The following is a 24226-nucleotide window of genomic DNA, read 5'->3' as shown; positions in this document are numbered from 1 at the left end:
AGATTGTTTCAAGTATCTCTACGATTCACTTTGCTCTTCGATATCGATGCGAGTCACTCGCTGTAGTCCTCTAGGCAGTAGACCACCACGACGACCACGTTCACCACGGAAGTTTTCAAGATCCGCAGGTTTCAAACCAAGCTTACGTTTACCGGCGTAGATAGTCAGCGTCGCATTCTCTGGGATAGCCATAAGATGTGAGACAAACTCTTCACGCTCTTTTGCTTTCGCAGAAGGGATGTTGATGATCTTGTTGCCTTTACCTTTGCTCAGCTGAGGGAGATCTTTAATCGGGAACAACAACATACGACCTTGGTTAGTAATCGCCAGAATCTGATTACTGTCCAAGTCAGCAATAGGGCTTGGCATCATCACTTCAGAAGCTTGTGGCAAGTTAACCAAGGCTTTACCGCTCTTGTTCTTGGACAGCAGATCGCTACCCTTACAAACAAAACCATAACCTGCATCAGAACCGACTAACCATAATTGTTCATTCTCTCCCATCACCACTTGGCGAATAGAAGTACCTGGGCTGACGTTCAAGCGGCCTGTAATTGGCTCACCTTGGCTTCGCGCCGACGGTAATGAATGTGACTCAAGGGAGTAGCTTCGACCATCACTGCCGAGGAACACCGCTTGCTGGTTACTCTTACCCTTAGCACTCGCTAAGAATTTATCACCCGATTTGTAGTTCAAACCTTCAGCGTCAACTTCATGCCCCTTGGCATGACGAATCCAACCTTTCTCAGACAACACAACCGTGATTGGTTCGCTTGGTACTAAGTCGCGCTCTGTTAGCGCTTTCGCTTCAGCGCGCTCAATCAGAGGTGAACGACGATCATCGCCGTATTTATCCGCATCTGCTTGGATTTCTTTCTTGATCAGCGTATTCAAGCGACGCTCTGAACCGAGTAGCTTTTCAAGCTTCTCACGTTCAGCTTCAAGCTCTTCTTGTTCCGCTCGGATTTTAAACTCTTCTAACTTAGCTAAGTTACGAAGTTTAATATCAAGAATCGCATTGGCTTGAATTTCAGAAATGTTGAAACGGCTCATTAGGACAGGACATGGTTCGTCTTCTGTACGAATGATCTCAATCACTTCATCGATATTAAGATAAGCAGCAAGCAAACCTTCTAAGATGTGCAAGCGTGCCAGTACTTTATCTAAACGGTACTGCAAACGACGGCGAACCGTTGTGCGACGGAACTCGATCCACTCTTTCAGGATTTGAACTAAGCCTTTAACTTGAGGACGATTATCTAAACCAATCATGTTCAAGTTAACGCGGAAGTTTTTCTCTAGATCCGTCGACGCGAACAGGTGACTCATCAATTGGTCACAGTCGATACGATTCGAACGAGGAACGACAACGATACGCGTTGGGTTCTCGTGATCCGATTCATCTCGCAAGTCGTCAACCATTGGCAGCTTCTTAGCGCGCATCTGGTTAGCGATTTGCTCAAGTAACTTCGCACCTGACACTTGATGAGGTAAAGCCGTGATAACAATATCAGAGCCTTCCTTGTGCCAAACCGCGCGCATCTTGATGCTGCCACGTCCAGTACGGTAGATCTTTTCGATGTCCGATTTCGGGGAGATAATCTCAGCTTCAGTCGGGTAATCTGGACCTTGAATGAAACCCATCACGTCTGAAAGCTCAGACTTAGGCGTATCAATTAGGTGAATGGCTGCATTAGCGACTTCACGCACGTTGTGTGGTGGAATATCGGTCGCCATACCTACCGCGATACCTGTAATACCGTTAAGTAGGATGTGAGGTAGGCGAGCAGGCAACATTTGAGGCTCTTTCATCGTGCCATCAAAGTTTGGTTGCCAGTCAACAGTGCCTTGACCTAGTTCACCTAGAAGAACCTCAGCAAACTTAGATAATTTGGCTTCGGTATAACGCATCGCAGCGAACGATTTCGGATCATCAGGAGCACCCCAGTTACCTTGACCATCTACCAATGGGTAGCGGTAAGAGAAAGGCTGCGCCATCAATACCATCGCTTCGTAACAAGCAGAGTCACCATGTGGGTGATACTTACCTAATACGTCACCAACGGTACGTGCTGATTTTTTGTATTTCGATGCAGCCGATAAGCCTAGCTCAGACATCGCGTAGATAATACGACGCTGTACTGGCTTCAAGCCATCACCGATATACGGCAATGCACGATCCATGATCACGTACATTGAGTAATTTAAGTAGGCATCTTCGGTGAACTTGCGCATTGGCAGCTGTTCAACGCCATCATATGTAATTTCGTTAGACATCCATTATACCTCGGCCATATCACCGTTAGTCTGTAGCCATGTACGGCGATCATCTGCACGTTTCTTACCAAGCAGCATGTCCATCATCTCGTTGGTTGCTTCGCTGTCATCAATCGTTAACTGCACAAGGCGACGAGTGTTTGGATCCATGGTGGTTTCACGCAACTGAAGTGGGTTCATTTCACCCAGACCTTTGAATCGTTGCACGTTGATCTTGGCTTTCTTCTGCGATAGTCGCTCAAGCACACCGTCTTTCTCTGCGTCATCAAGTGCGTAGAACACTTCTTTACCGCAATCGATACGATACAGAGGAGGCATTGCCACATAGATATGACCCGCTTCAACTAATGCATGGAAATGGCGAGTAAACAAAGCACACAGCAGTGTCGCGATATGAAGACCATCCGAGTCCGCATCGGCAAGGATACAGATCTTACCGTAACGCAGGCCGGATAAATCATCGTTGTCCGGGTCGATGCCTAGAGCCACCGAGATGTCGTGCACTTCTTGCGAAGCCAATACTTGGTCTGCTGACACTTCCCATGTATTTAGGATCTTACCGCGAAGTGGCATAACTGCTTGGAACTCACGATCACGTGCTTGTTTAGCAGAACCACCCGCCGAGTCCCCTTCCACGAAGAAGATTTCGGTACGGCTTAAGTCTTGAACTGAACAGTCAGTTAGCTTACCCGGCAGTGCTGGGCCTGAAGCGATTTTCTTACGCACAACCTTTTTGCTTGCGCGCATACGGCGGTGGGCATTCGCAATACAAGCTTCTGCTAGCTGTTCTGCCAGTTGTGGCTTTTCGTTCAACCACAGGCTAAACGCATCTTTTACCACACCAGACACAAACGCAGCAGTTTGACGTGAAGACAAGCGCTCTTTTGTTTGACCAGCAAACTGCGGATCTTGCATCTTCACCGACAGTACGTACGAACAGCGATCGAAGATATCGTCGCCCGTTAGCTTAACGCCACGCGGCAGCAAATTACGGAATTCACAGAACTCACGCATTGCATCAAGAAGACCTTGGCGAAGACCGTTTACGTGTGTACCACCTTGTTTAGTCGGTACTAAGTTCACGTAACTTTCGGTGATCATGTCGCCGCCTTCTGGCTGCCAGATGATCGCCCAGTTTGCCATTTCTGTTTCAGCAACGAATTCGCCAACATACGGTTCTTCAGGCAGCAAGGTGTAACCTTTCACGCCTTCGGCAAGGTAGTCTTTTAGACCATCTTCATAGAACCATTTATGCTCTTCACCACCGACTTTGTCGATAAAGGTAATTTCTAAACCTGGGCAAAGCACTGCTTTTGCACGTAGGTTGTTAATCAGACGAAGTGTCGAGAATTTAGGGCTATCGAAGTACTTAGGATCAGGCCAGAAATGTACTGATGTACCACTGTTACGATGACCACAAGTGCCCGTCACAGTAAGCTCTGTTACTGCATGACCGCCTTCAAGTGCGATCTCGTGAACCTGACCTTCTCGGCGTACGGTCACTTCAACACGTTTTGACAGCGCGTTTACAACCGAGATACCTACACCGTGCAGACCACCAGAGAACTTATAGTTGTTATTCGAGAATTTACCGCCAGAGTGGAGCTTAGTTAAAATCAGCTCAACACCTGAGATCCCTTTTTCAGGGTGGATATCGACAGGCATACCACGGCCGTCATCGGTAACTTCTAACGATTGGTCTGCATGAAGTACCACTTTGATCTTCTTAGCGTGTCCCGCTAGTGCTTCATCGACCGAGTTATCAATGACTTCTTGGGCAAGGTGGTTAGGTCTTTCTGTCTCGGTATACATTCCCGGGCGGTGTCGCACAGGGTCGAGACCTTCAAGTACCTCGAGGTCTTTTGCATTATATTGTTCAGTCATAATACGGAGTTTACTCAAAAAGTTTGCGTCAGTTCGCTGGCTCCAGTTTCACTAAAGCAGAATCATTACTATGAACCGTCATAGTAGAGCGAACGAGCGAAGTATTGGGGAATATAGTCTGGAAGCTGAGTAATGATGTCAAGCTAGTTCAAAAACTAAGACATCAAACTATGATATTTCACCATTGATAGATGAAATAACAGGCAAACAAGAGAAAATCACTTGGTTGGTGGAACAGATTAAAGATTTAGAAAGGTGATGATTTGTTGTGGGTAGCGTTCAAAATCAACAAAGCTATGATCCCCGCCCTCTTCTACTGTCTGTGTTGCACCTTGGTACTTCTCTACCGCTTGTCGGTAATCCAGAACTTCGTCTTCCGTTTGCTGAAGTAACCAGAAGTCGCTCGGCTTAGCGATAGCCGAAACCTCTAACGCCTTCAGTTCATCAATATGTTTTGTTTCCAGTACATATCGTTCATCTGTGTATGGGTTTACTTGTTCACCTAAATAGTCAGCAAGAAGCTCATACGGCTTCACTGCTGGGTTTACAACCACCGCTTTAAAACCATAGTGGCTATTCAGCCATGTTGAAAGATAGCCACCCAGCGAGCTACCGACCAACGCTATTTGATATTGCTCTTTGTATTGCTCCACCAGCTGCTGTAAATGAAGTGCCGCTTGTTGAGGGAAACTCGGCAGTTGAGGGGTTACGACTTTAATATCAGCGCGATGCTCCGCACAGTAATCTGCCATCACATTCGCTTTATGAGAACGTGATGAGCTGTTAAATCCGTGAATATAGAGAAGCAGCGATGGCTTATTAGCTTGTTGATTAGAGCCTGGCATCAATAACCGCCTTCATTAGTAACCAGCAGCCTTAAAATCAGGCAAGAACTGCCCATGAGGCAGACGACGAACTTGCGTGCTAACGGTACCGTCTTGATGTAATTCAATCTCTCTCCAGCCCGGAGACAAAGTATCAACCGCGAAGTCATCTGAGTTAGGTTTGAATTGCACACAAGTCGACGGTGTTGCCATGACTTGTACACCATGATGATCTCGGTTCATGTCTTGATGAACGTGACCACACAGTACGGCTTTAACATTGGTGTGCTGTTGAACCACATCCCAAAATTGATCGGCGTCTTTTAGGTTATGTTGATCTAACCATGCGCTGCCAACCAACAATGGATGGTGGTGCAATAGAACCAAGGTATTACGTTCAGGGAACTCCGTCAGCTTCTGTTCTAATAGGTCAAGCTGTTGATCGCTGAGGCGACCATGAGGCACACCAACCACCTGCGAGTCTAGCATCACCATCTGCCAGTTATCGCCTAGCAAGACATGCTCAACACACTGTATTTGTGGTGATGGTAAAACACTGCCCATATTAGGCTTAAAGTCATGGTTCCCTGGCAGCCAATAGCATGGCTTTTCCAAAGGCTGAATCCCTGACTCAAATTTCTGGTACGACTCAGCACTGTGATCTTGAGATATATCACCGGTTGCTAAAATCGCTTGATAGTCAAAGCCCTGACTAACAATGCCATCGACTACAGCACGAAAGCTATCTTGAGTGTTGATGCTTAATAAGCTGCCATTGCTCGGCGCAAATAAATGCGTGTCCGTTAGCTGCACAAGCTTAATAGTGCTCTCATCAAATTTTGAAGTGTGTGATAATTCCAAAATAACAAATCCAGATACGTTACTGTTTAGACTTTAAAAGTGTTGATAAATAGGCTCAATTAAAAGGCAATTGGGGTTCGGCTGATACCCGTTTTTAAACAAAACGTTAACCATTCCCCAAGAAATTTATTCAATTGAAATTTCTCGTCCTTTTGCAGAAGCTTAGTGTTGGGGTAGTCATATTTCGCTTTGACTCGCGAAAAATCCCCGCTAGCGCACACTTCTGCAACTCGAGCGTCGTGATATAGCCTGACAGACATTTTTGGCAAAGGAAACACTGGCATCGCATCACTCTGACATATATCTATTAATGTGGTGTATTTTGTGACCTCATTCACTGTCAATTGATACACCATATTAACGGCTTGGTAACAGCGAACGTCACCAACCTCATGCCCAACCGGTAACAAAGCGTTCAGTTTGGCATAGTTAGTCTCGTAAACTCGCATCAATTCAGCAAGATCAACATGATACGGTTTTTTGACCGCGATATTTGGCATGACGTTAATCTATCCACTCTGACTGTAATTCTTGGTAGTTCAATTGTAGCCACTGTAGCGCAATGATCGTGGCTCCATTTTCAAATACACCATCTTTTACCAACTGATAAGCAGCTTCGCGACTCATCACTTGTACACGAATGTCTTCACCTTCGTAGTCCAATCCGTGTACCCCTTTGGCTGTCGTTGCATCAACACAGCCAACAAAGACGTCGAGCTTTTCAGAGCAACCACCAGATGAAGGATAATACGAAGTAATAGGCAATACAGATCCGACTTCGACTCCGGCTTCTTCCATTGCTTCACGACGAGCGACGTCTTGTGGCGATTCGTCCGTATCAATGATCCCAGCAACAATTTCGTATTGCCATGGGTTCTCATGCTCTAGGGCTCCGACACGGATCTGTTCGACGATCACCACTTCATCACGCACAGGATCATAAGGTAGCAAAGCGGCAGCATGTCCACGCTCAAACATCTCACGCTCTATTGGTTGGCTCCAGCCTCCCTCAAATAGTCTATGTTTAAATGTGTACTTGACCATTTTGAAAAAACCACGAAACAGCGTCTCTTTTGAGACTATTTCCACATCTTGCGGAGTAAACTCATGTCGTTGATTGTCATACTGTTGCATTTGGTACCTCACTAAGTGATCTTTATAGTTTACTCATTGTCCGAGTTAACTACCAAGGATAAGGTTCAACTTTTTATATAAAATTTATAATTAAAGTTAAGCTTTAAAAAATAAATATTGCACAAGTGGACAGTTAACTGTAAAAAAGTGCAAAGTTTCGAGTAAATTACCACCAAACTGGGTTAAACTCTTCTAAAGAAAATTCCATAAAAGGCAGGAATAGGAAAATGAAAAAACTGCTTCCACTATTTATCAGTGCAGCAATTGGCAGCCTGAGTTCGTCAGCTTTTGCTGATACGCTAGCTGAAGTTTACGACCAAGCAAAACAGAACGATCCACAACTTCTTCGTTCAGCAGCGCAGCGCGATGCCGCTTTTGAAGCAGTAACGTCAAGTCGTAGCTCTTTGTTACCGCAAATCAACCTAACAGCAAACTACGACATTAATCGTGGTGATCGAGATACATCAGGTGTTGGTAATTCAAGCATTGATAACAACACTTGGGGAGCTGCTATCGGCTTCAGCCAAGAGCTTTACCAGCGTTCTTCATGGATCACACTAGATACGGCAGAGAAAACCGCTCGTCAATCTGATTCAGCTTACGCGGCAGAACAACAAGCCTTGATCCTTCGTGTTGCGACAGCATACTTCGAAGTGCTTCGCGCTCAAGATAACCTAGAATTTGTTCGTGCAGAGAAAGCAGCGGTTGCTCGTCAACTAGAGCAAACTAAGCAACGTTTTGAAGTAGGTCTTTCAGCAATCACCGATGTACATGATGCGCAAGCTCAGTACGATGGTGTTTTGGCTGATGAAGTTCTTGCAGAGAACGACCTAACGAATAGCTACGAAGGTCTTCGTGAGATTACAGGTCAGGAACACTCTAACCTAAGCATCCTAGATACTGATCGTTTCTCAGCAAGCAAATCTTCTGAGTCTGCAGTTGCACTTGTTGAACAAGCAGAACAAAAGAACCTTAGCTTATTGGCTGCACGTATCTCTCAAGACGTAGCAAAAGACAACATCTCTCTAGCAAGCTCTGGTCACCTACCAAGCTTAACCCTAGATGGTAGCTACGCTGTTTCAGATCAATCAAACAGCACCCAAGATTACGACCAAGACAACCTAAACATTGGTTTGAACTTAGTTGTACCTCTATACACGGGTGGTAACACAACTTCATTGACTAAACAGGCTGAATACAACTACGTTGCAGCAAGTGAAGATCTAGAAGCAACTTACCGTAGCGTTGTAAAAGACGTACGTGCATTCAACAACAACATCAGCGCTTCGATCGGTGCTCTACGCGCTTACGAACAGTCTGTAGTTTCTGCTCAGTCTGCTCTAGAAGCAACAGAAGCTGGTTTTGATGTAGGTACTCGTACTATCGTTGACGTACTAGATTCGACTCGTCGTCTATATGATGCGAACAAAAACCTTTCAGATGCTCGTTACAACTACATCCTAAGTGTACTTCAGCTTCGTCAAGCAGTTGGTACGCTAAGCGAACAAGACATTGTTGATGTAAACGCAGGTCTAAAAGTAGCAAGTAAGTAACTCTTAATTACTCAAGTTACCGTTACAAAAATGCCGCTCATTGAGCGGCATTTTTATTATCGATTAAAGCGAGATTTACTGCCTAACTAAAAGCTTAACGCCAAAAACTAAAAACTAAAAACTAGCCTCGACCACCTTTAATCGCTTTAATGATTTCAGTGGTAGAGCAACCATCTTCAAAGTTAAGTACTTTCACTTCACCACCAGCAGCAATCACTTCCGCACCACCAGCAATCTCTTCAGGCTTGTAATCACCACCTTTCACAAGAATGCTTGGCAGTACCTCAGAGATTAAACGTTGAGGGGTATCTTCAGAGAATGGCACAACCCAATCAACTGCACCTAAGCCAGCCAATACCGCCATACGACGATCAGTTGGGTTCACAGGGCGACCAGGGCCTTTCAAGCGTTTCACTGATTCATCGGTATTTACCGCAACGATCAAACGATCGCCCAGCTCAGCCGCGTGATTCATGTAAGAAACATGACCAGCATGTAGAATATCAAAGCAGCCATTGGTCATAACTACCTTCTCGCCTTTCGCACGAGCACGCTTCACCGCTTCAACCAGTGCCGCTTCTGAGATCACACCGTAGTCTGTGTCTTGACTGCCGTGAATCGCTTCAGCTAGCTCTATCGTGGATAACGTTGACGTACCTAGCTTACCAACAACGACACCAGCTGCAGCGTTCGCTAATGCACACGCCTCATCCAATGGCTTACCAGCTGCAACAGACGCAGCCAGTACTGAGATAACCGTATCACCAGCACCAGTTACGTCGTACACTTCTTTCGCTTGGGTTGGCAAGTGGAATGGTGCCTGACCTTTACGTAATAAAGTCATACCATTTTCACTGCGAGTCACCAATAGAGCTTCAAAGTCATACTTCTCGATCAAGGCAATACCCTTCTCGATAAGATCTTCTTCTGATTTCACTTTACCTGCAACCAGCTCAAACTCTGCCATGTTTGGTGTAAGTAATGTCGCACCACGGTAGCGCTCTAAATCCGCGCCTTTGGGATCGATGAATACAGGAACATTGGCTGCGCGTGCTTTTTGAATGAAGCTCTGTACATGCTCTAATGCACCTTTCGCGTAATCTGACAAGATAACCGAACGTACATTTGGTAGGGCTTGCTCCATGCGAGACAGAATAAGCTCTGGGTTGGTGTTTTCGAATTTGTCTTCAAAATCCAAGCGAATCAACTGCTGACCACGGCTCATCACTCGTAGTTTGGTGATGGTTGGATAGTCTTCTAACTCAACGAAATCACACTTAACCTTCAGAGCACCTAAAGTGCTTTTCAACACCTCAGCAGGCTCATCTTTACCAGTCAAACCAACAACATGAGCATGCCCACCAAGAGAGGCAATGTTCATTGCTACGTTGGCAGCACCACCAGGACGCTCTTCGTTATTTTCTACTTTCACAACGGGGACTGGTGCTTCTGGTGAAATACGGCCAGTTGGGCCATACCAGTAACGGTCAAGCATTACGTCACCGACAATAAGAACACCTGATTGGCTGTAGTCAGGTAGAATTGGTTTCATTGTTGAGCTCCAAAAATCGAATCTGGCTAGAGTCTAGCACACTGATTACAGTGGCTAAACTACAGATAAATGAGTAAAAGCCTATCAAGATAAACATAGCACTCACTACGCTATGACTGAATTATGCTTCCATCCACTGCTTCCATGCCTGAACAACATGTTCTCTTTCCATTTCGAACTTTTCAATCGCCACATCCGCATCAAGGTTAAGTAGATTACGGTGGTGGATTTCATCCCTTAATGTGGTGTACGCATTGGTCAATGCCATACCTTGTTGCTCGTCCATTATCCCTTGCGACAACAAGCTTTCAAAGATTCTCACATTGTCACACCAACGAGTAAGCTTAGGTTTCTCGTTGCTGTATCTCAGCACTAAGTATTGCGCCAAGAACTCAATATCAGTAATACCGCCCGCATCTTGTTTAAGCATGAATCGATCGGCTTTTTTACCGCCTAAATGGCCACGCATTTTTTCACGCATATCCACAACTGACTTTTTGAGTGTTGCCTCATCTCGTGGCAAGCACAAAACCTCATGCCTAGTTTTGTTAAACGCAGATACCAATAAGTCATCACCGTAAATCATACGAGCACGAGTGAGGGCCTGGTGCTCCCATGTCCACGCGTCATTGTGCTGATACTCGTCAAAGGCATCGGTTGGACTCACCAATAGACCAGATGCACCAGAAGGGCGTAGGCGAGTATCGACTTCGTACAAAATACCAGAAGCAGTTCTGGTCGAGAAAATATGAATAATACGCTGCGCTAATCTTAAGTAGAATTGGCGTCCATCGATCTCTTTCTTTCCATCAGTATAGATGTGTACCGGGCAGTCGTGCATGAACACGATATCAAGATCGGAGTTATAACCAAGCTCCCAACCACCGACTTTGCCATAACCAACGACAGCAAAACCGCGACCTTCGCGATCTTTAACATGGGTCGGTTCACCAAACTTGGCGGATACTTGTAACCAAGCTTGATTGACCCCCGCCTCCACAATGGCTTCTGCTAAGTAGGTCAGGTGATCACTGACCTTCATGACAGGTAGAGCACCCGCAATATCCGCGGCTGCAATTCTCAATATACAGGTCTGCTTAAACTGACGCAGACCTTCCATCTGTTGCTCCATATCATCTTCAGGGATACGGGCTAGATAATCACGCAACTCGGTCTTGTAAGACTCTAAAGGCACGGGATTGTAGAGTTGCTGAGGGTCGATAAGTTCATCTAACAGAATTGGATAACGACCCAACTGCTCCGAAATCATCGGGCTTGCCGTACACAGGCGAACTAGCTGAGTCAACGCGGCAGGGTGTTCATCTAGTAGTTCAAGGTAAGTGGTACGCGTAACGATTTTATGCAGCAGATGCAGTACTCGCGACAAACCAAACTCGGCATCCTTAGCGGTGTACAGCGCTTGAAACACTTTCGGCATCAGTCGATTGAGGACTTCCCGCCCACGAGGGCCAAGAGTCTTTTTAGCCAAATCGGCTTTAAACTGAATGATCGTTTTCGCCGCATCAGGCGGGCTCGCGACCGCAATGTCGTGTTCCAACACGTGCTCAATTACATCGGGTTTATGGGCCATATCCCACAACTCGCTAAAGTGGCTCGCGATCGGATTAGCGTCATCTTCATCAACGCCAATTAGGTCTTCGAACACGGTATGTACATTCGCCATATGGGCGCGAGTTGCCACAATCAAGCTATCCCAATCGGAAAATTGCATGGCAACCGCAAGCTGCAGTTGTTCGAATTCACCGTCAGGTAAGGTTTGAGTTTGCTTATCAGCCATGGCTTGTAACAGGTTCTCAAGGCGACGCAAAAACAGATAAGCTTCACGTAGGTGCCCCACCTCTTCAGACTCTAGCAGATGAAGGGATTCAATCGCACTTAAGGTTTCGAGTAACCCTCGACCGCGTAAGCTAGGCTCGCGTCCACCACGAATCAATTGGAAGACTTGTGCGATAAACTCAACTTCACGAATACCACCAGAGCCAAGCTTGATGTTGTTCGAGAGACCACGACGACGCACTTCGCTGCTGATCATCGATTTCATTCGGCGCAGAGATTGAATCGCACTAAAATCAATATAACGGCGGAACACAAACGGGCGTAGCATTTGGCGAAGCTCTTGATACTCAGGGTACATCTCACTGCCCATCACACGCGCTTTGACCATAGCGTAGCGTTCCCAATCGCGACCTTGTTCTTGATAGTAATCTTCTAGCGCAGCGTAACTCATGACCAGTGGACCACTCTCACCGAATGGACGCAGGCGCATGTCTACTCGATAACAGAATCCATCGAAGGTTTGCTGATCAAGCGCCTTAATAATACGTTGCCCGAGACGTGTAAAGAACTGCGCATTGGCAATGCTGCGTCTTGCACCTTGGGTTTCACCATTCTCTGGGTAGGTGAAGATCAGATCGATATCGGAAGAGAAGTTAAGCTCACCGCCCCCTAGCTTGCCCATACCAATGATCAACATCGGCTGTGCTTCGCCTTGTTCATTACAAGGTGTGCCCCACTCTTTACAACAAATATCGTACTGCCATTGGTAGGTTTCGAAGATCATCGCCTCAGCCAACATCGATAGATGATTTAGGCTCTGCTCTAGCTCCCACGAACCCATAAAATCACGCCAAGCAATGTAGGTCATTTCTCGATTTCGGAATTGACGCAGCACGCGCTGACCGCTCATTTCATCGGTGCAACTAGAAAGTAATTCAGCCAAGCGTTCTCGGTATCCTTCAGCGCGTTCTTCGCATGCCAACATATTAGGTAAGTCACCACATAAAACCGTATCACGCTGCAGGCAATCACCAATAAAACAGCTTAAACCGAGTACACGTTTAAGATCTTCAGTCAGTGGCTCAGACCAAGTATTGATGGCTTCACTTTGATGCTCTAATAATTGCTCAAAAGCAGACTGGGAGTGAGTGATGAGTTGAGAAGGCAATGGCATGTTTCTTCCTTGTATAAGCTGCGCGCCGAACAATCGGTTTATCGATTCAGTTCTTCAATAACGAGTTTTCATAACTAAAGATAAGTTATACCAAAGTTACGCCAATAAAAAACGCCCACATTAGCAATGTGGGCGTTTTATCGATTAACTTATCTGGTTGAGCTTACAACCGAGAAACAGTCTCTGGGAATTAGCCTTTGACGGATGAAGATTGGGTGCTGAGGACTAAACCTTAAATTGCTTAATCTTACCGTCGAGTTCTTGCGCGTTACTTTCCATAAGCTGAGAGGTCTCGAGCAGTTCACCAACCACCACAACTGAAGCTTCAACAAGCTCGCGTACATTGGTCAGGTTGACGCTCATCTCTTCAGCAACACTGCTCTGTTGGCCTGCAGCGGTCGCGATCTGGAAGTTCATATCATTGATTTGATTGACTTGGCTTACAATGCCGTCAAGCTCACTTCCCGCGTTAGTCACCAGATCAACACCTTCAGCCGCTTCAACAACACTCTTCTCCATCAGTTCTACCGCAGAGTTAGCGCTGCTTTGTAGATGACTGATCATGTCTTGAATCTCTACCGTCGCTTGCTGAGTGCGCTGTGCAAGGTTACGAACCTCATCAGCAACAACCGCAAAACCACGACCCGCTTCACCGGCACGTGCCGCTTCAATTGCAGCGTTCAATGCTAGTAGGTTTGTCTGTTCTGAAATGCCTTGGATAGTACCAACCACACTGCCAATTGAGTCAACGCGTTCTTCTACTTGGTTTACCGCTGCTGCAGATGCTGCGATATCTGAAGATAGCTCACTCATCTTAGACACTGATCCTTGAACGAACTTCTGACCAGTAAGAGCTTGGCCTGATGCCTGTTCAGTCAATGACGAAGCGCTTTGTGCATGCTCAGCGACAGTTTGCACCGTCGACGTCATCTCACTCATTGCTGTTGCCAGTTGATCGATCTCGTTGAACTCTTCTTGAGCTGACTCTTTGGTTTCAGACATGCTGATGGTCATCACTTCCGTCAGAGCAAACAGCTCATCAGAAGAGGCCACCTGAGTTTTGATCATGTCGTTCAGTTGGACGCGAGTTTTTTCAAGTTCGCGTGCCACATCGCCGTATTCATCTTTACAGTCCATTTGAATCGGCACTGATAAGTTCTTATCTGCCATGGTTTTAATGGCGTCATTAAGGTATTGAGTCTGACGCAGCATAACGCGCGCCGCTGCTAACAGAAGAACCACAAACACAATGATCATCAAGGCTGTTTGCCAAGCCACTTGAACTAGGTAAGTCTCGTAATGCTGCTGTGCCACTTGCGCATTGTTGGTTACAGCAAGCAATGAATCGTAAAACGTACTTGCGTCCCAAAGCTGCTTCGAAATGATCAAGATAGTGCTGAATATCATCAGCATGACCATTTTTGGAACGAGACGAACGTCAGAGATTATCCTTTCCCACGGCTTGAATGACAGTTTAGTCATTGTCAGTTCTCCATTAATTCTTATATATTGATGGCTTCTATATCCGCGAGGTGGCTATGTCAGTCAAAGTTCGCGATTTATTTTGAGCCTCGTATGAATGTTGAATAATACCAAAGACGCCACCAAGCCGATGAGCTTATTGTCACTGATTCTCTCTTTCTTAGCGTTATTTGTGATCTCAGGCTTATTGTTCGTACCGATCGATAAAGAATCGAAACAAGTCCTTATCGGCCTCGATTTTATAATCTGTAGTGTTTTTCTTTTTCAGCTCACAATTGATCTATTTAGATCACAAAACAAAAAAGAATTTCTAAAAGTACACTGGATCGATTTCTTAGCAAGTATCCCAATGATCGAGCCTCTTCGTTTCGCCCGTATTTTTCAAATTCTGCGAGTCATCTTAGTTCTGCGTTCAAGTAAACGTATTTTCAGAGAGTTATTTCGTAATAGGAAAGAGACCACTTTCGCTTCCATCATTCTGCTTTTGGTGATCTTACTGACTATCGGTGCTGGCACGATCCTGCTATTGGAACACAAAGATCCGAACGCCAACATCACTACAGGTCATGATGCTTTATGGTGGGCGTTTGTGACCATCAGTACTATGGGTTATGGCGACCATTACCCAGTGACAACTTCCGGTCAGTTAGTGGCTTCAATGGTGATCATCTGTGGTGTCGGTGTGTTTGGTATGATTTCAGGCTTGATTACTTCTTTGATCACCTCCCCAACTCATCATGAGAATCAACGAGCGGAAAACAAAGAGAAACACCTTGAGAAGATCATCGAGCAGCAACAGAAAATCTTAGAGCGACTCGAAAAACTTGAGCAACAAACAAAAAAATAGGGCCGGAGCCCTATTTTCAAATTCATACTTCTATTGATACAGGTATCGAGTTTAGTCTTGCCAGTATGGCTCAACCTCAACACTGATTTGGCGTGTCTGTTCCATCGCATGCAGAATAGACACTTCTTGGCGAGCCAACCAACGCTCTAGCTGAAGCTTCTCATCGCCTTCCAATTTCTCAGTCAAAGGCTCTAACGTTTTAAGTGCCAGCAAGTCATCAATGCCTTGCACCATATCGGCCCATGGCAAGCGGAAGCTGTTTCGTTCATCGTCATCATACAAACTCGCGAAACCAACGCCAGAATACAGATTACGCATCAAACGGTATTGCTGATCAATATACGCTTGGCTAGTCATCACTCGCTCTGGCGGGAAAGCTTCCATCAAATCGGCCCATGTGCGATCGAGTTGCTGCACGGAAAACCATTCGATACCACGAGCCATTTGCTCACGTGCTTTTTCATCTAAGAAAGGTTGCCAGCCACGAGACAAGATCCAACGGCTCAGATCTAATAATAACCCAGTGTATCGAGCAGAACTCAGCAAGGTAAGCAGATCTTCACGATCTGGCAGTTGCTCTTGCATCTCTTTAAGCTCAGCGACTAAGAACTTACGCGCATCGAGTTTACGTAGTACATGGCCTTTATCTTCCAGCAAGTCTTCGAAGTGATCATAGCTTTTCAGCCAGTCGAGCTCTTGCTCAAGCCACTTCAACTCTTGACGTAAAATCGCACTTGCTCGTCTAGGGACAATGCCGCCATAGATAGTGAAAGTTTGGCGAATAAAACTCAGCGAGTGACTGATCTCATGCAAAGCTTCAATCGATTGACGCTCTGTGAAAATCTGCTCGTGATAATGCCAATGAGCGAGAGCATGCTCTAAAGATTGAATAAAACACGATTCAACGGTATCACTTTTGTCAGTATCAACTAAGGTCAAAGGAGTAACTTCATCTCCTTGATAACCTTGAGCAAGACGGTAACCCTTAGCTGCTTTACTTAGGTTACCCAAACGCATGCCACCTTGTTCGCAGAATTGGCGAGACAATGTAAATAGCGCATCCGTTTGACCGGATTTAAGTTCCAATTCGACTTCGCAAATCGGTTCTTGCAGGTCGCCTGATTCAACAAAGCCTTGATCGAATGCGACCTCGACTTGGCTACCATCAGGCATACCAATCAACCACTGCTCACGCGTGAAGTTGGTAGAGAACAGAGGAGTCAGCTCAGCTTGCAACGTTTCGATGTCTTTACCTGTTGGCCAGATATCCTCTGGGTGCAGGGCTAGCTTAGGTTCGTTGCTGTCGTGTTCTGCATTGTATTCAGGCCTTTGATGCAGGCCAGCAACCACACGACCAGCAGTCTTTACGGTTTGTACAAATACGTCATCAAAGCGTCGAATGCGTAAGCCTGTATCGTGCTTACGTAGCCAGTTGTCAGCGGTGTCAAAGTAGATGTTACCTAGCTCACGACAACTGTGCTGAAGTACTTTAGTTTCAGCAATTTTATTGCGTAAAGTCTCTGAAAATTCAGGAGAAACAAAAAACTTCAGTTCTATCTCGGTTTCCATAGTTATACCTTTCTGTGAAGATAGGGACAGGATATTGCCAATTTGAAAAGTCGGCAAGTTAGAAATATCGCCCTTATGATGATCTAAAACAGTTTTAATGAGAGATTGATTAGGTTAACATGCGCGACTTTGTAGCCATCGCTTAACATTTCACCATGAATATGGTGTATGTTGTTTTAAGGTTATTATTTATTAGGTTGGATGACCATGCCAGTAAATACAATTATGGGGTTATTTGCAAAGTCCCCAATTAAACCTTTGCAGCGTCACGTAGTATGCGTGAACGAATGTTGTTCTCACCTAGTTAATTTCTTTGAAGTTTCTTCAAAAGGTGACTGGGAAAAAGCATCAGAAATTCGAGCTCAAATTTCTCACCTTGAGAAAGAAGCTGACGTACTAAAACGTGAAATTCGCCTTAAACTTCCTCGTGGTTTGTTTATGCCAGTTGATCGCACCGATATGTTGGAGCTATTAACGCAACAAGACAAACTCGCAAACCTAGCGAAAGACATTGCTGGCCGTGTATATGGTCGTCAACTTGTCATTCCTGCTCCTATGCAAGAAAACTTCATCGCTTACGTTAAACGTTGTCTAGATGCAGCGAACCAAGCACAAAACGTAATCAATGAATTAGACGAATTACTTGAGACTGGCTTTAAAGGCCGTGAAGTAACACTCGTTGCCGAAATGATTCATCAATTAGATGTAATTGAAGATGACACGGATGCGATGCAGATCGAACTACGCCAACAACTAATGGCAATTGAAGGCGATCTGAATCCAGTTGATATCATGTTCTTATACAAAATTCTTGAATGGGTTGGTGGTATTGCAGATCAAGCACAGCGTGTAGGCGCTCGTCTTGAAGTAATGCTTTCTCGATCTTAAATCATACGTTAACCATATAACGAAGAGCATTTTTTGAACAAACCACTTATGCGCTGAGTATTCCTCTCGCTGAGCGGTTTTTTGCGTCTAAATTTGTTCCGCTTGTTATCAAACAACTAGGTATTACGATGGATATCCTTGCTAACTACGGCACTGTCCTGATTATTGTTGCAGCAGCTTTCGGTTTCTTGATGGCTATTGGTATTGGTGCAAATGACGTTGCGAACGCAATGGGCACCTCAGTAGGCTCTAAAGCTTTAACCGTTAAACAAGCGATCATTATCGCAATGATCTTTGAATTCGCAGGTGCTTACCTTGCGGGCGGCGAAGTAACAGACACGATCCGTAAAGGTGTTATCGAAACGTCTCTATTCGCTCATCAACCAGATGTACTTGTGTACGGCATGATGTCAGCACTTCTTGCTGCGGGTACATGGCTACTTCTCGCTTCTTACATGGGCTGGCCGGTTTCTACGACTCACTCAATCATCGGTGCAATCATCGGCTTCGCTTGTGTGTCTGTAGGTACTGAAGCGGTAGACTGGAACAGCGTTCAAGGCATTGTGGGCAGTTGGATTATCACACCAGTTATTTCCGGTTTCTTCGCTTACGTCATATTTGTAAGTGCTCAACGACTGATTTTTGATACAGAGAACCCGCTATTTAACGCGAAACGCTTTGTACCGGTATACATGTTCATTACAACAATGGTAATTGCACTTGTAACCATCAAGAAAGGCCTTAAGCACGTTGGTCTTCACCTAAGCAACACTGAAGCATGGGTTTGGGCTGCTGGCGTTTCTGCGCTTGTAATGATCGGCGGTTACCTATACATCCAGAAGAAATTCGCTAACCGCGAAGAAGACCACGGCTTTGCAGGTGTTGAAGGCATCTTCTCTGTACTCATGGTTATCACAGCTTGTGCGATGGCATTTGCACACGGTTCAAACGACGTTGCGAACGCGATTGGTCCACTGTCTGCTGTTGTATCAACCGTTGAGCACATGGGTGAAATCACAGGTAAGAGTACTATCGCATGGTGGATTCTTCCTCTAGGTGGATTCGGTATCGTTGTTGGTCTTGCAACAATGGGTCATAAAGTAATGGCAACCGTTGGTACTGGTATTACAGAACTAACACCAAGCCGTGGCTTTGCTGCACAACTTGCAACTGCATGTACGGTTGTACTAGCTTCAGGTACTGGCCTTCCAATCTCTACTACACAAACACTCGTTGGTGCTGTTTTAGGTGTTGGTTTTGCTCGTGGTATCGCAGCACTAAACTTAGGCGTTGTACGTAATATCGTGGCTTCTTGGATTGTGACACTACCTGCAGGTGCTCTACTTGCTGTTGTGTTCTTCTACGGAATTCAAGCTGCGTTTACTATGTAATCGCGACTGCGTTAGTGAATACTAGCGTCAGAACAGTGTGAGCTTCAGTAACGATATGTAAATGCCATGTCATTATTGACTCAAACGCACAGAAAGGGAGGCTTTGCCTCCCTTCTTTGTTGCACCGCATAAAGAAACTAAATATTATTTGCTGATTGAGGCTGACTCATACGCCTACCCAATTTGAATCGTTAAGGGATTTACTGTGAAAAAACTGATTAGCTTAGTTTTGTTCGCAATGCTTGCGGCTCCAGCTGCCTTTGCACAAGACCGTTATATTGCTGACAAACTATTTACTTATATGCATTCTGGCCCAAACAACACATTCCGTATCATCGGTAGTGTTGATGCTGGTGAAAAGATTACATTCCTACAAACTAACAAGAGTACGGGTTACACCCAAATTCAAGACAACCGTGGCCGTAAAGGTTGGGTTGAAAGCAAGTTTGTAAGCACTCAAGAAAGCATGGCACTGCGTATGCCTAAGCTAGAGAAAGAGCTGACGGAAGTTAAAGGCAAGCTAGCGAATGCTCGTCAGAGTGCTGACAGCGAAAAAGCTGGCCTAGCAAGCTCTCTAGATTCTCGTAACAAGCAGATTGCTGAACTAGAACAGAACTACAGTGAAATTAGCCAACAGCTAACGAGTTCTCAAACAGAGAACCGTGAACTGCGCGCTAAGCTAGACACTCAAAAAGACGACCTACTATTGAAGTACTTCATGTACGGTGGTGGTGTTGCGGGTATTGGTCTACTTCTAGGCCTTGTTCTGCCACACATCATGCCTCGTCGCAGAAAATCACCAAACGGTTGGGCGTAGACTTAACGCTTGTATCAGGTACAGTAAATTCAGTATCGAATATCAAAAAGGAGCACCGAGGTGCTCCTTTTTATTTGTCTGTTATCTAAATACGTATAGAAATCGCTAACCTTTCCACTCGTACAGAGCCGGGATTTCTATCTTCTGTTGATTGAACTCTATGATCACTGATTGTGGCTTAATCTCTAGTAATTGAATGTCTTGTCCAATCCAATCTCCTTGCGCCACTTCTTGGCCGTTCACTTTTACCCAACGTTTGGTTTCGCTGCTCGAGTACATATGGGTTTGTAGGTCTAACTTAGGAAGGACGCCTGATAAGCTATTGGTGTGCGTTTCCAACTCAATAACCTGAGAGCCTCTTTGCCCTGCGGGTCTAGAGTCCATCGGCTCAGGAGTGCTTTGTTGCTCCCCCATAATGGATTCAAGCTTCAATGCCAAATCAGGTGGCAACTCACTGAGGTCTAGCCCTTGCAGCAGATCACTGTCCGATTGTAAGTCACTATTTGATTGCTGATCAGTGCTTGATTGCAGAGCAGTCGTTTCATCACTCGCGCCTGGCTGAACGGATGACGATTCAGAACTGGCTGTCATTTGAGTGTTGTTATCAGCATTAGCGAAGATCACTGCTGAGCCACCAGCGGTGTTTGCACGATTAGCGCCAGAATCAATCTGTGCATACATCTCTTGGCGTGGCAATGCTTTCAACGGTTGGCTCGCCGGTGCAGGGCGAACGGTGAACAAGGCATCTTCTTCCTCAGACACGGCATCCATGCTTGCTATATCAGCATCCGCAATTTCAGGCTCAATGTCTGATTCAGTTTTAAATTCTGGCAGAGCGACATTGGCAGCTTGGTTCACGGCTTCTTGTTGTTGGATATACGATTGATAAGCCAAGACGCCACCCACCAACAAAGAAGGAACCAAGATTAAGAGTAGCCCCATCGCTAACGATGAACCTCGCTTGTTGCTCATCCCTTTTGCAGAATTAGGAACATGATGATTCTGGTAGCCTTTGAAGCTTGGTTTGCTAAGAGAGTGCTGATTAATAGAAGATGGCTTGTGAGACGGCTGTTTAAGTTCGTGCATAATACGTGACATTAGCTTTCGCCCCCTTCTAGTGACATCAGCTTAGGCGAATCGAGTTGAGCTAATCTCTGCAATCTTGCTAAGGTGCGCTTACCTGCAATGCCATCAACAGACATACCTTGCCACGTTTGAAATGCTTCGATTTTCATTTTTAACTCATAATCAAATACATCACTACCGGAAACAACCTCTCCTAATACTTCAGAAAGCAGTAGATCAAGCAAAGCAACCGCTTCACCTTGATAGCCCTCTTTAAGGGTCTCTCGCAGCGGCTGCTTCCAAATAGCGACGTAATCGCCTTGCCAGATTTGCTCTAAGGATTGCTTCGGCATCACCAACAGCTTTTCATTAACCAGCAACTCGACAGAATCCTTAGACACGCCATAAAGCACAGCAAACACTGGTTCTTGATCGATATCCAGATTAAGGACCACGGGTACGCCAAGCTCTAACAATGTATCCAAATTTGACTGTTGTTGCTCGCACACAAAGACACTTTGCGGCTCACTTAAGCACAAGCCATCACGCAGTGAAGACTGATACCCCCAGAGCGTATACAAGTCCTTGATAGCGAGAGAACGATTGGTTCCCTGCATCAAGTGCTGTTGAATATCTTGTGGCAAAGCAAACTTGGAAGGTTTTGGCTCAGCAACCAACTGAGGTTCATTCGCCACCAAAGAGCGCTGAGCCTGTGCAGACACTTCCGTCTTTGCTCCATTTGATGCATCCGTAGGCAACCAAGCATTGATATAGCTTGGAGCGAAGTTAAAGGTCGCTATTGCAAGACCAACGCTTAACGTCGCAATCCCTGCGTATTGGAATAACTTAGGCGCGACACGAGAAGTTAGAGCTTTCTCGACGTGATACACATCGGCCTGAAAGGACATAACCTGCTGACACGCTCGGTTAACCGTTTCATTGCTCGGTAGCTGCTCACCGTCATGAAAAGCCAACTGCAGTGCTTTATCACACACCAAGTTAATGAGCCTTGGAATACCATGCGTATATTGAGCAATCAGCTTGATAGAACGGTTCGAAAACAACATCTGCTCGCCACCCGCCGTCTCCAAACGAAACGCGATGTACTTGCCCGTTTCTTCGGTATTAAGAGGCAGTAAGTGATAACGACCAGTAATGCGCTGTGCTAGCTGACGTAGCTGCGTGGTTTGTAAGTGCTGTTGTAATTCCGGCTGGCCGACCAACAGTACTTTTAACAGCTTACGATTGTCGGTTTCCAAGTTTGTTAGAAGGCGTAACTGCTCCAACACATCGGCAGCGAGGTGTTGGGCTTCATCGATCACCAATAGGGTTTGAATGCCTTCGGCATGGCTATCAAGTAGAAAATAATGAATAGCCTGACTGAGCTGTTTCAACGATGCTTGTTCTGGGTACTCGACCTCAAACTCATCGCAGATAGCTTCTAGTAAATCCGTATTTGAAAACGTAGGGTTAAGTATAAGGCCAGCCTGAGTATGACTATCCAATGAAGACAACATCGCCTTAGCGACCGTTGTTTTCCCTGTACCAACCTCACCAGTAAGCATCGCAAAGCCCCCACCCTCGCCTAAACCGGCTTGTAGGTTCTGCATCGCTTCTTGATGGCGCTGACTCAAAAACAAGTAGCGAGAATTTGGTACAATCGAAAATGGCATCTCAACGAAGCCAAAATATTCCTTATACATGTGCTGCCCTATAATTACGATTAATGGAAAGTACCATTGCTTGCAGTAAAGTCCAGCAGTGATAAAACATTTCGAGGTGATAAGTTGCAAATTTACGATAGCCTACCAAAAGACAACGGGCTACAACGCTATCTAGTCGGTGGAGCAGTGCGCGATAAGCTGCTCAATATTGATAGTTATGATAGAGATTGGGTCGTGGTAGGGAGTACCCCTCAAGAGATGGAAAACCTTGGCTTTACTGCTGTGGGAAAAGATTTCCCGGTATTCTTGCACCCAAAAACCAAAGAAGAGCACGCACTGGCTCGCACTGAGAGAAAATCAGGCTCTGGTTACACAGGCTTCGAATGTTACTTCGCGCCAGACGTGAGTTTGGAAGAAGACCTGATGCGTCGAGATCTGACCATCAACTCTATAGCTCAAGATGATAAAGGCCAACTTCACGATCCTTATCATGGCCAGAAAGATCTCTCGGATCGTATCTTAAGACACGTTTCAGACGCTTTTGTTGAAGACCCTCTTCGTGTACTGCGTGTGGCTCGCTTCGCCGCCAAGCTTCACCATCTTAACTTCACGGTTGCACCTGAAACCATGGATATGATGAGTGAGATCGTCCAATCTGGTGAGCTGGCACACCTTACTGCAGAGCGAGTTTGGCAAGAGTGGCATAAGTCTCTTAGTACACCGCACCCTGAAGTGTTCCTCTCTGTATTGAAAGAGTGTGGTGCATTGGCAGTCGTATTACCTGAGATTGACGCTCTATTTGGCGTCCCTCAACCTGAAAAATGGCACCCTGAAATCGACACGGGTATTCACACTCTGATGGTTGCTCAGCAAGCCGCACTATTAAGCCCATCGCTACCGGTACGCTTTGCAGCTCAAGTGCATGACTTAGGTAAAGGCGTCACACCACAAGCTGAATGGCCAAGCCATAAAATGCACTGCCACACAGGTGTTAAGATAATCAAGAAACTGTGTGAGCGAGTGAGAGTGCCCAATGAGTTCAGAGACCTTGCGTTGTTAGTGTGCGAGCAACATTCTAATATCCACCGCGCAGGCGAGCTCAAACCAACCACCTTTCTCAAGGTTCTCAACAAGTTTGATGTTTGGCGTAAGCCAGATAGGCTCGACGATATACTGCTTTGCTGCCAAGCCGATCACGCAGGCCGAAAAGGATTAGAAGATCAACCTTATCCTCAAAAAGCGCGTTTTGAAGTGGCTTACCAAGCGGCGCTGCAAGTCGAAGTTAAGGCGATTATTGCCGATGGCTTTAAAGGTAAAGATATTCGAGAAGAACAAGAGAAACGCAGAGCCATCGCAATTGAAAACGCCCTATCAGAACTCGCTAGCAGTTAATCGTCGCCGCTCTACCTAAAACGTATAAAAAGCCCGTAGTTAAGCGGGCCTTTTG

The 24226-nt window shown here is 45.7% G+C and carries 18 protein-coding genes; 6 read left to right on the top strand and 12 right to left on the bottom strand.

Annotated features, from left to right (window positions below; translation table 11 throughout):
* Window positions 1-18: 18 nt before the first annotated feature.
* The 6 genes from parC to nudF form a co-directional block, all read right to left on the bottom strand.
* Window positions 19-2277, bottom strand: coding sequence for a DNA topoisomerase IV subunit A (gene parC / locus AB6E78_RS04810; RefSeq protein WP_017067236.1), 2259 nt, complete (start codon window positions 2275-2277; stop codon window positions 19-21).
* A gap of 3 nt (window positions 2278-2280) precedes the next feature.
* Window positions 2281-4161, bottom strand: a complete 1881-nt coding sequence (parE, locus tag AB6E78_RS04805) for a DNA topoisomerase IV subunit B (RefSeq protein ID WP_017061428.1) — start codon at window positions 4159-4161, stop codon at window positions 2281-2283.
* A gap of 239 nt (window positions 4162-4400) precedes the next feature.
* On the bottom strand, window positions 4401-5006 hold the full coding sequence (gene yqiA / locus AB6E78_RS04800; protein WP_017061427.1) for an esterase YqiA: 606 nt from the start codon (window positions 5004-5006) through the stop codon (window positions 4401-4403).
* Between the two features lie 15 nt (window positions 5007-5021).
* Window positions 5022-5846, bottom strand: coding sequence for a 3',5'-cyclic-AMP phosphodiesterase (gene cpdA / locus AB6E78_RS04795; protein WP_017061426.1), 825 nt, complete (start codon window positions 5844-5846; stop codon window positions 5022-5024).
* A gap of 59 nt (window positions 5847-5905) precedes the next feature.
* Window positions 5906-6346 carry a DUF1249 family protein gene (locus AB6E78_RS04790; protein ID WP_008222561.1) on the bottom strand — a complete coding sequence of 147 codons (441 nt, stop codon included), beginning with the start codon at window positions 6344-6346 and terminating at the stop codon, window positions 5906-5908.
* A gap of 4 nt (window positions 6347-6350) precedes the next feature.
* Window positions 6351-6980, bottom strand: a complete 630-nt coding sequence (nudF, locus tag AB6E78_RS04785; RefSeq protein WP_017061425.1) for an ADP-ribose diphosphatase — start codon at window positions 6978-6980, stop codon at window positions 6351-6353.
* 227 nt (window positions 6981-7207) lie between these two features.
* On the opposite strand from nudF, the gene tolC reads away from it, so the two are divergent.
* A complete protein-coding gene (tolC, locus tag AB6E78_RS04780; RefSeq protein WP_017061424.1) occupies window positions 7208-8533 on the top strand; it encodes an outer membrane channel protein TolC in 1326 nt (441 codons plus the stop codon).
* A 121-nt stretch (window positions 8534-8654) separates the two neighbouring features.
* On the opposite strand, the gene hldE is transcribed toward tolC, so the two are convergent.
* The 3 genes from hldE to AB6E78_RS04765 form a co-directional block, all read right to left on the bottom strand.
* Entirely contained in the window at window positions 8655-10085 is a 1431-nt protein-coding gene (gene hldE / locus AB6E78_RS04775; protein WP_017069485.1) for a bifunctional D-glycero-beta-D-manno-heptose-7-phosphate kinase/D-glycero-beta-D-manno-heptose 1-phosphate adenylyltransferase HldE, read from the bottom strand.
* Window positions 10086-10206: 121 nt separating this feature from the next.
* Complete coding sequence (glnE, locus tag AB6E78_RS04770) at window positions 10207-13056, bottom strand: bifunctional [glutamate--ammonia ligase]-adenylyl-L-tyrosine phosphorylase/[glutamate--ammonia-ligase] adenylyltransferase (RefSeq protein ID WP_017062913.1); 2850 nt, start codon at window positions 13054-13056, stop codon at window positions 10207-10209.
* Between the two features lie 225 nt (window positions 13057-13281).
* Window positions 13282-14538 carry a methyl-accepting chemotaxis protein gene (locus AB6E78_RS04765; protein ID WP_048658011.1) on the bottom strand — a complete coding sequence of 419 codons (1257 nt, stop codon included), beginning with the start codon at window positions 14536-14538 and terminating at the stop codon, window positions 13282-13284.
* Between the two features lie 97 nt (window positions 14539-14635).
* Here AB6E78_RS04765 and AB6E78_RS04760 point away from each other — a divergent pair, with 97 nt between their 5' ends.
* On the top strand, window positions 14636-15385 hold the full coding sequence (locus AB6E78_RS04760) for a potassium channel family protein (RefSeq protein ID WP_372132802.1): 750 nt from the start codon (window positions 14636-14638) through the stop codon (window positions 15383-15385).
* A gap of 51 nt (window positions 15386-15436) precedes the next feature.
* On the opposite strand, the gene AB6E78_RS04755 is transcribed toward AB6E78_RS04760, so the two are convergent.
* Window positions 15437-16954 (bottom strand): inorganic triphosphatase, encoded by a 1518-nt coding sequence (locus tag AB6E78_RS04755; protein ID WP_102321462.1) that lies wholly within the window; start codon window positions 16952-16954, stop codon window positions 15437-15439.
* A gap of 207 nt (window positions 16955-17161) precedes the next feature.
* On the opposite strand from AB6E78_RS04755, the gene AB6E78_RS04750 reads away from it, so the two are divergent.
* From AB6E78_RS04750 to AB6E78_RS04740, 3 genes are all read left to right on the top strand, one after another.
* Window positions 17162-17842, top strand: coding sequence for a TIGR00153 family protein (locus tag AB6E78_RS04750; RefSeq protein WP_010434644.1), 681 nt, complete (start codon window positions 17162-17164; stop codon window positions 17840-17842).
* A 128-nt stretch (window positions 17843-17970) separates the two neighbouring features.
* A complete protein-coding gene (locus tag AB6E78_RS04745) occupies window positions 17971-19233 on the top strand; it encodes an inorganic phosphate transporter (RefSeq protein WP_017062916.1) in 1263 nt (420 codons plus the stop codon).
* A 205-nt stretch (window positions 19234-19438) separates the two neighbouring features.
* Complete coding sequence (locus AB6E78_RS04740) at window positions 19439-20050, top strand: TIGR04211 family SH3 domain-containing protein (RefSeq protein WP_017062917.1); 612 nt, start codon at window positions 19439-19441, stop codon at window positions 20048-20050.
* A 105-nt stretch (window positions 20051-20155) separates the two neighbouring features.
* Here AB6E78_RS04740 and AB6E78_RS04735 read toward each other — a convergent pair whose 3' ends face one another.
* Both AB6E78_RS04735 and AB6E78_RS04730 read right to left on the bottom strand, forming a co-directional pair.
* Window positions 20156-21148, bottom strand: a complete 993-nt coding sequence (locus AB6E78_RS04735; RefSeq protein WP_017062918.1) for a general secretion pathway protein GspB — start codon at window positions 21146-21148, stop codon at window positions 20156-20158.
* Complete coding sequence (locus tag AB6E78_RS04730; RefSeq protein WP_372132798.1) at window positions 21148-22818, bottom strand: AAA family ATPase; 1671 nt, start codon at window positions 22816-22818, stop codon at window positions 21148-21150. Before AB6E78_RS04730 ends, AB6E78_RS04735 begins: the two co-directional genes overlap by 1 nt.
* A gap of 36 nt (window positions 22819-22854) precedes the next feature.
* Here AB6E78_RS04730 and AB6E78_RS04725 point away from each other — a divergent pair, with 36 nt between their 5' ends.
* Window positions 22855-24171, top strand: a complete 1317-nt coding sequence (locus AB6E78_RS04725) for a multifunctional CCA addition/repair protein (RefSeq protein ID WP_372129608.1) — start codon at window positions 22855-22857, stop codon at window positions 24169-24171.
* Window positions 24172-24226 lie beyond the last annotated feature (55 nt).

The organism is Vibrio sp. 10N.247.310.98 (assembly GCF_041467395.1).
Lineage (GTDB): Bacteria > Pseudomonadota > Gammaproteobacteria > Enterobacterales > Vibrionaceae > Vibrio > Vibrio crassostreae_C.
This window is presented reverse-complemented; position numbering and strand designations above follow the sequence as displayed.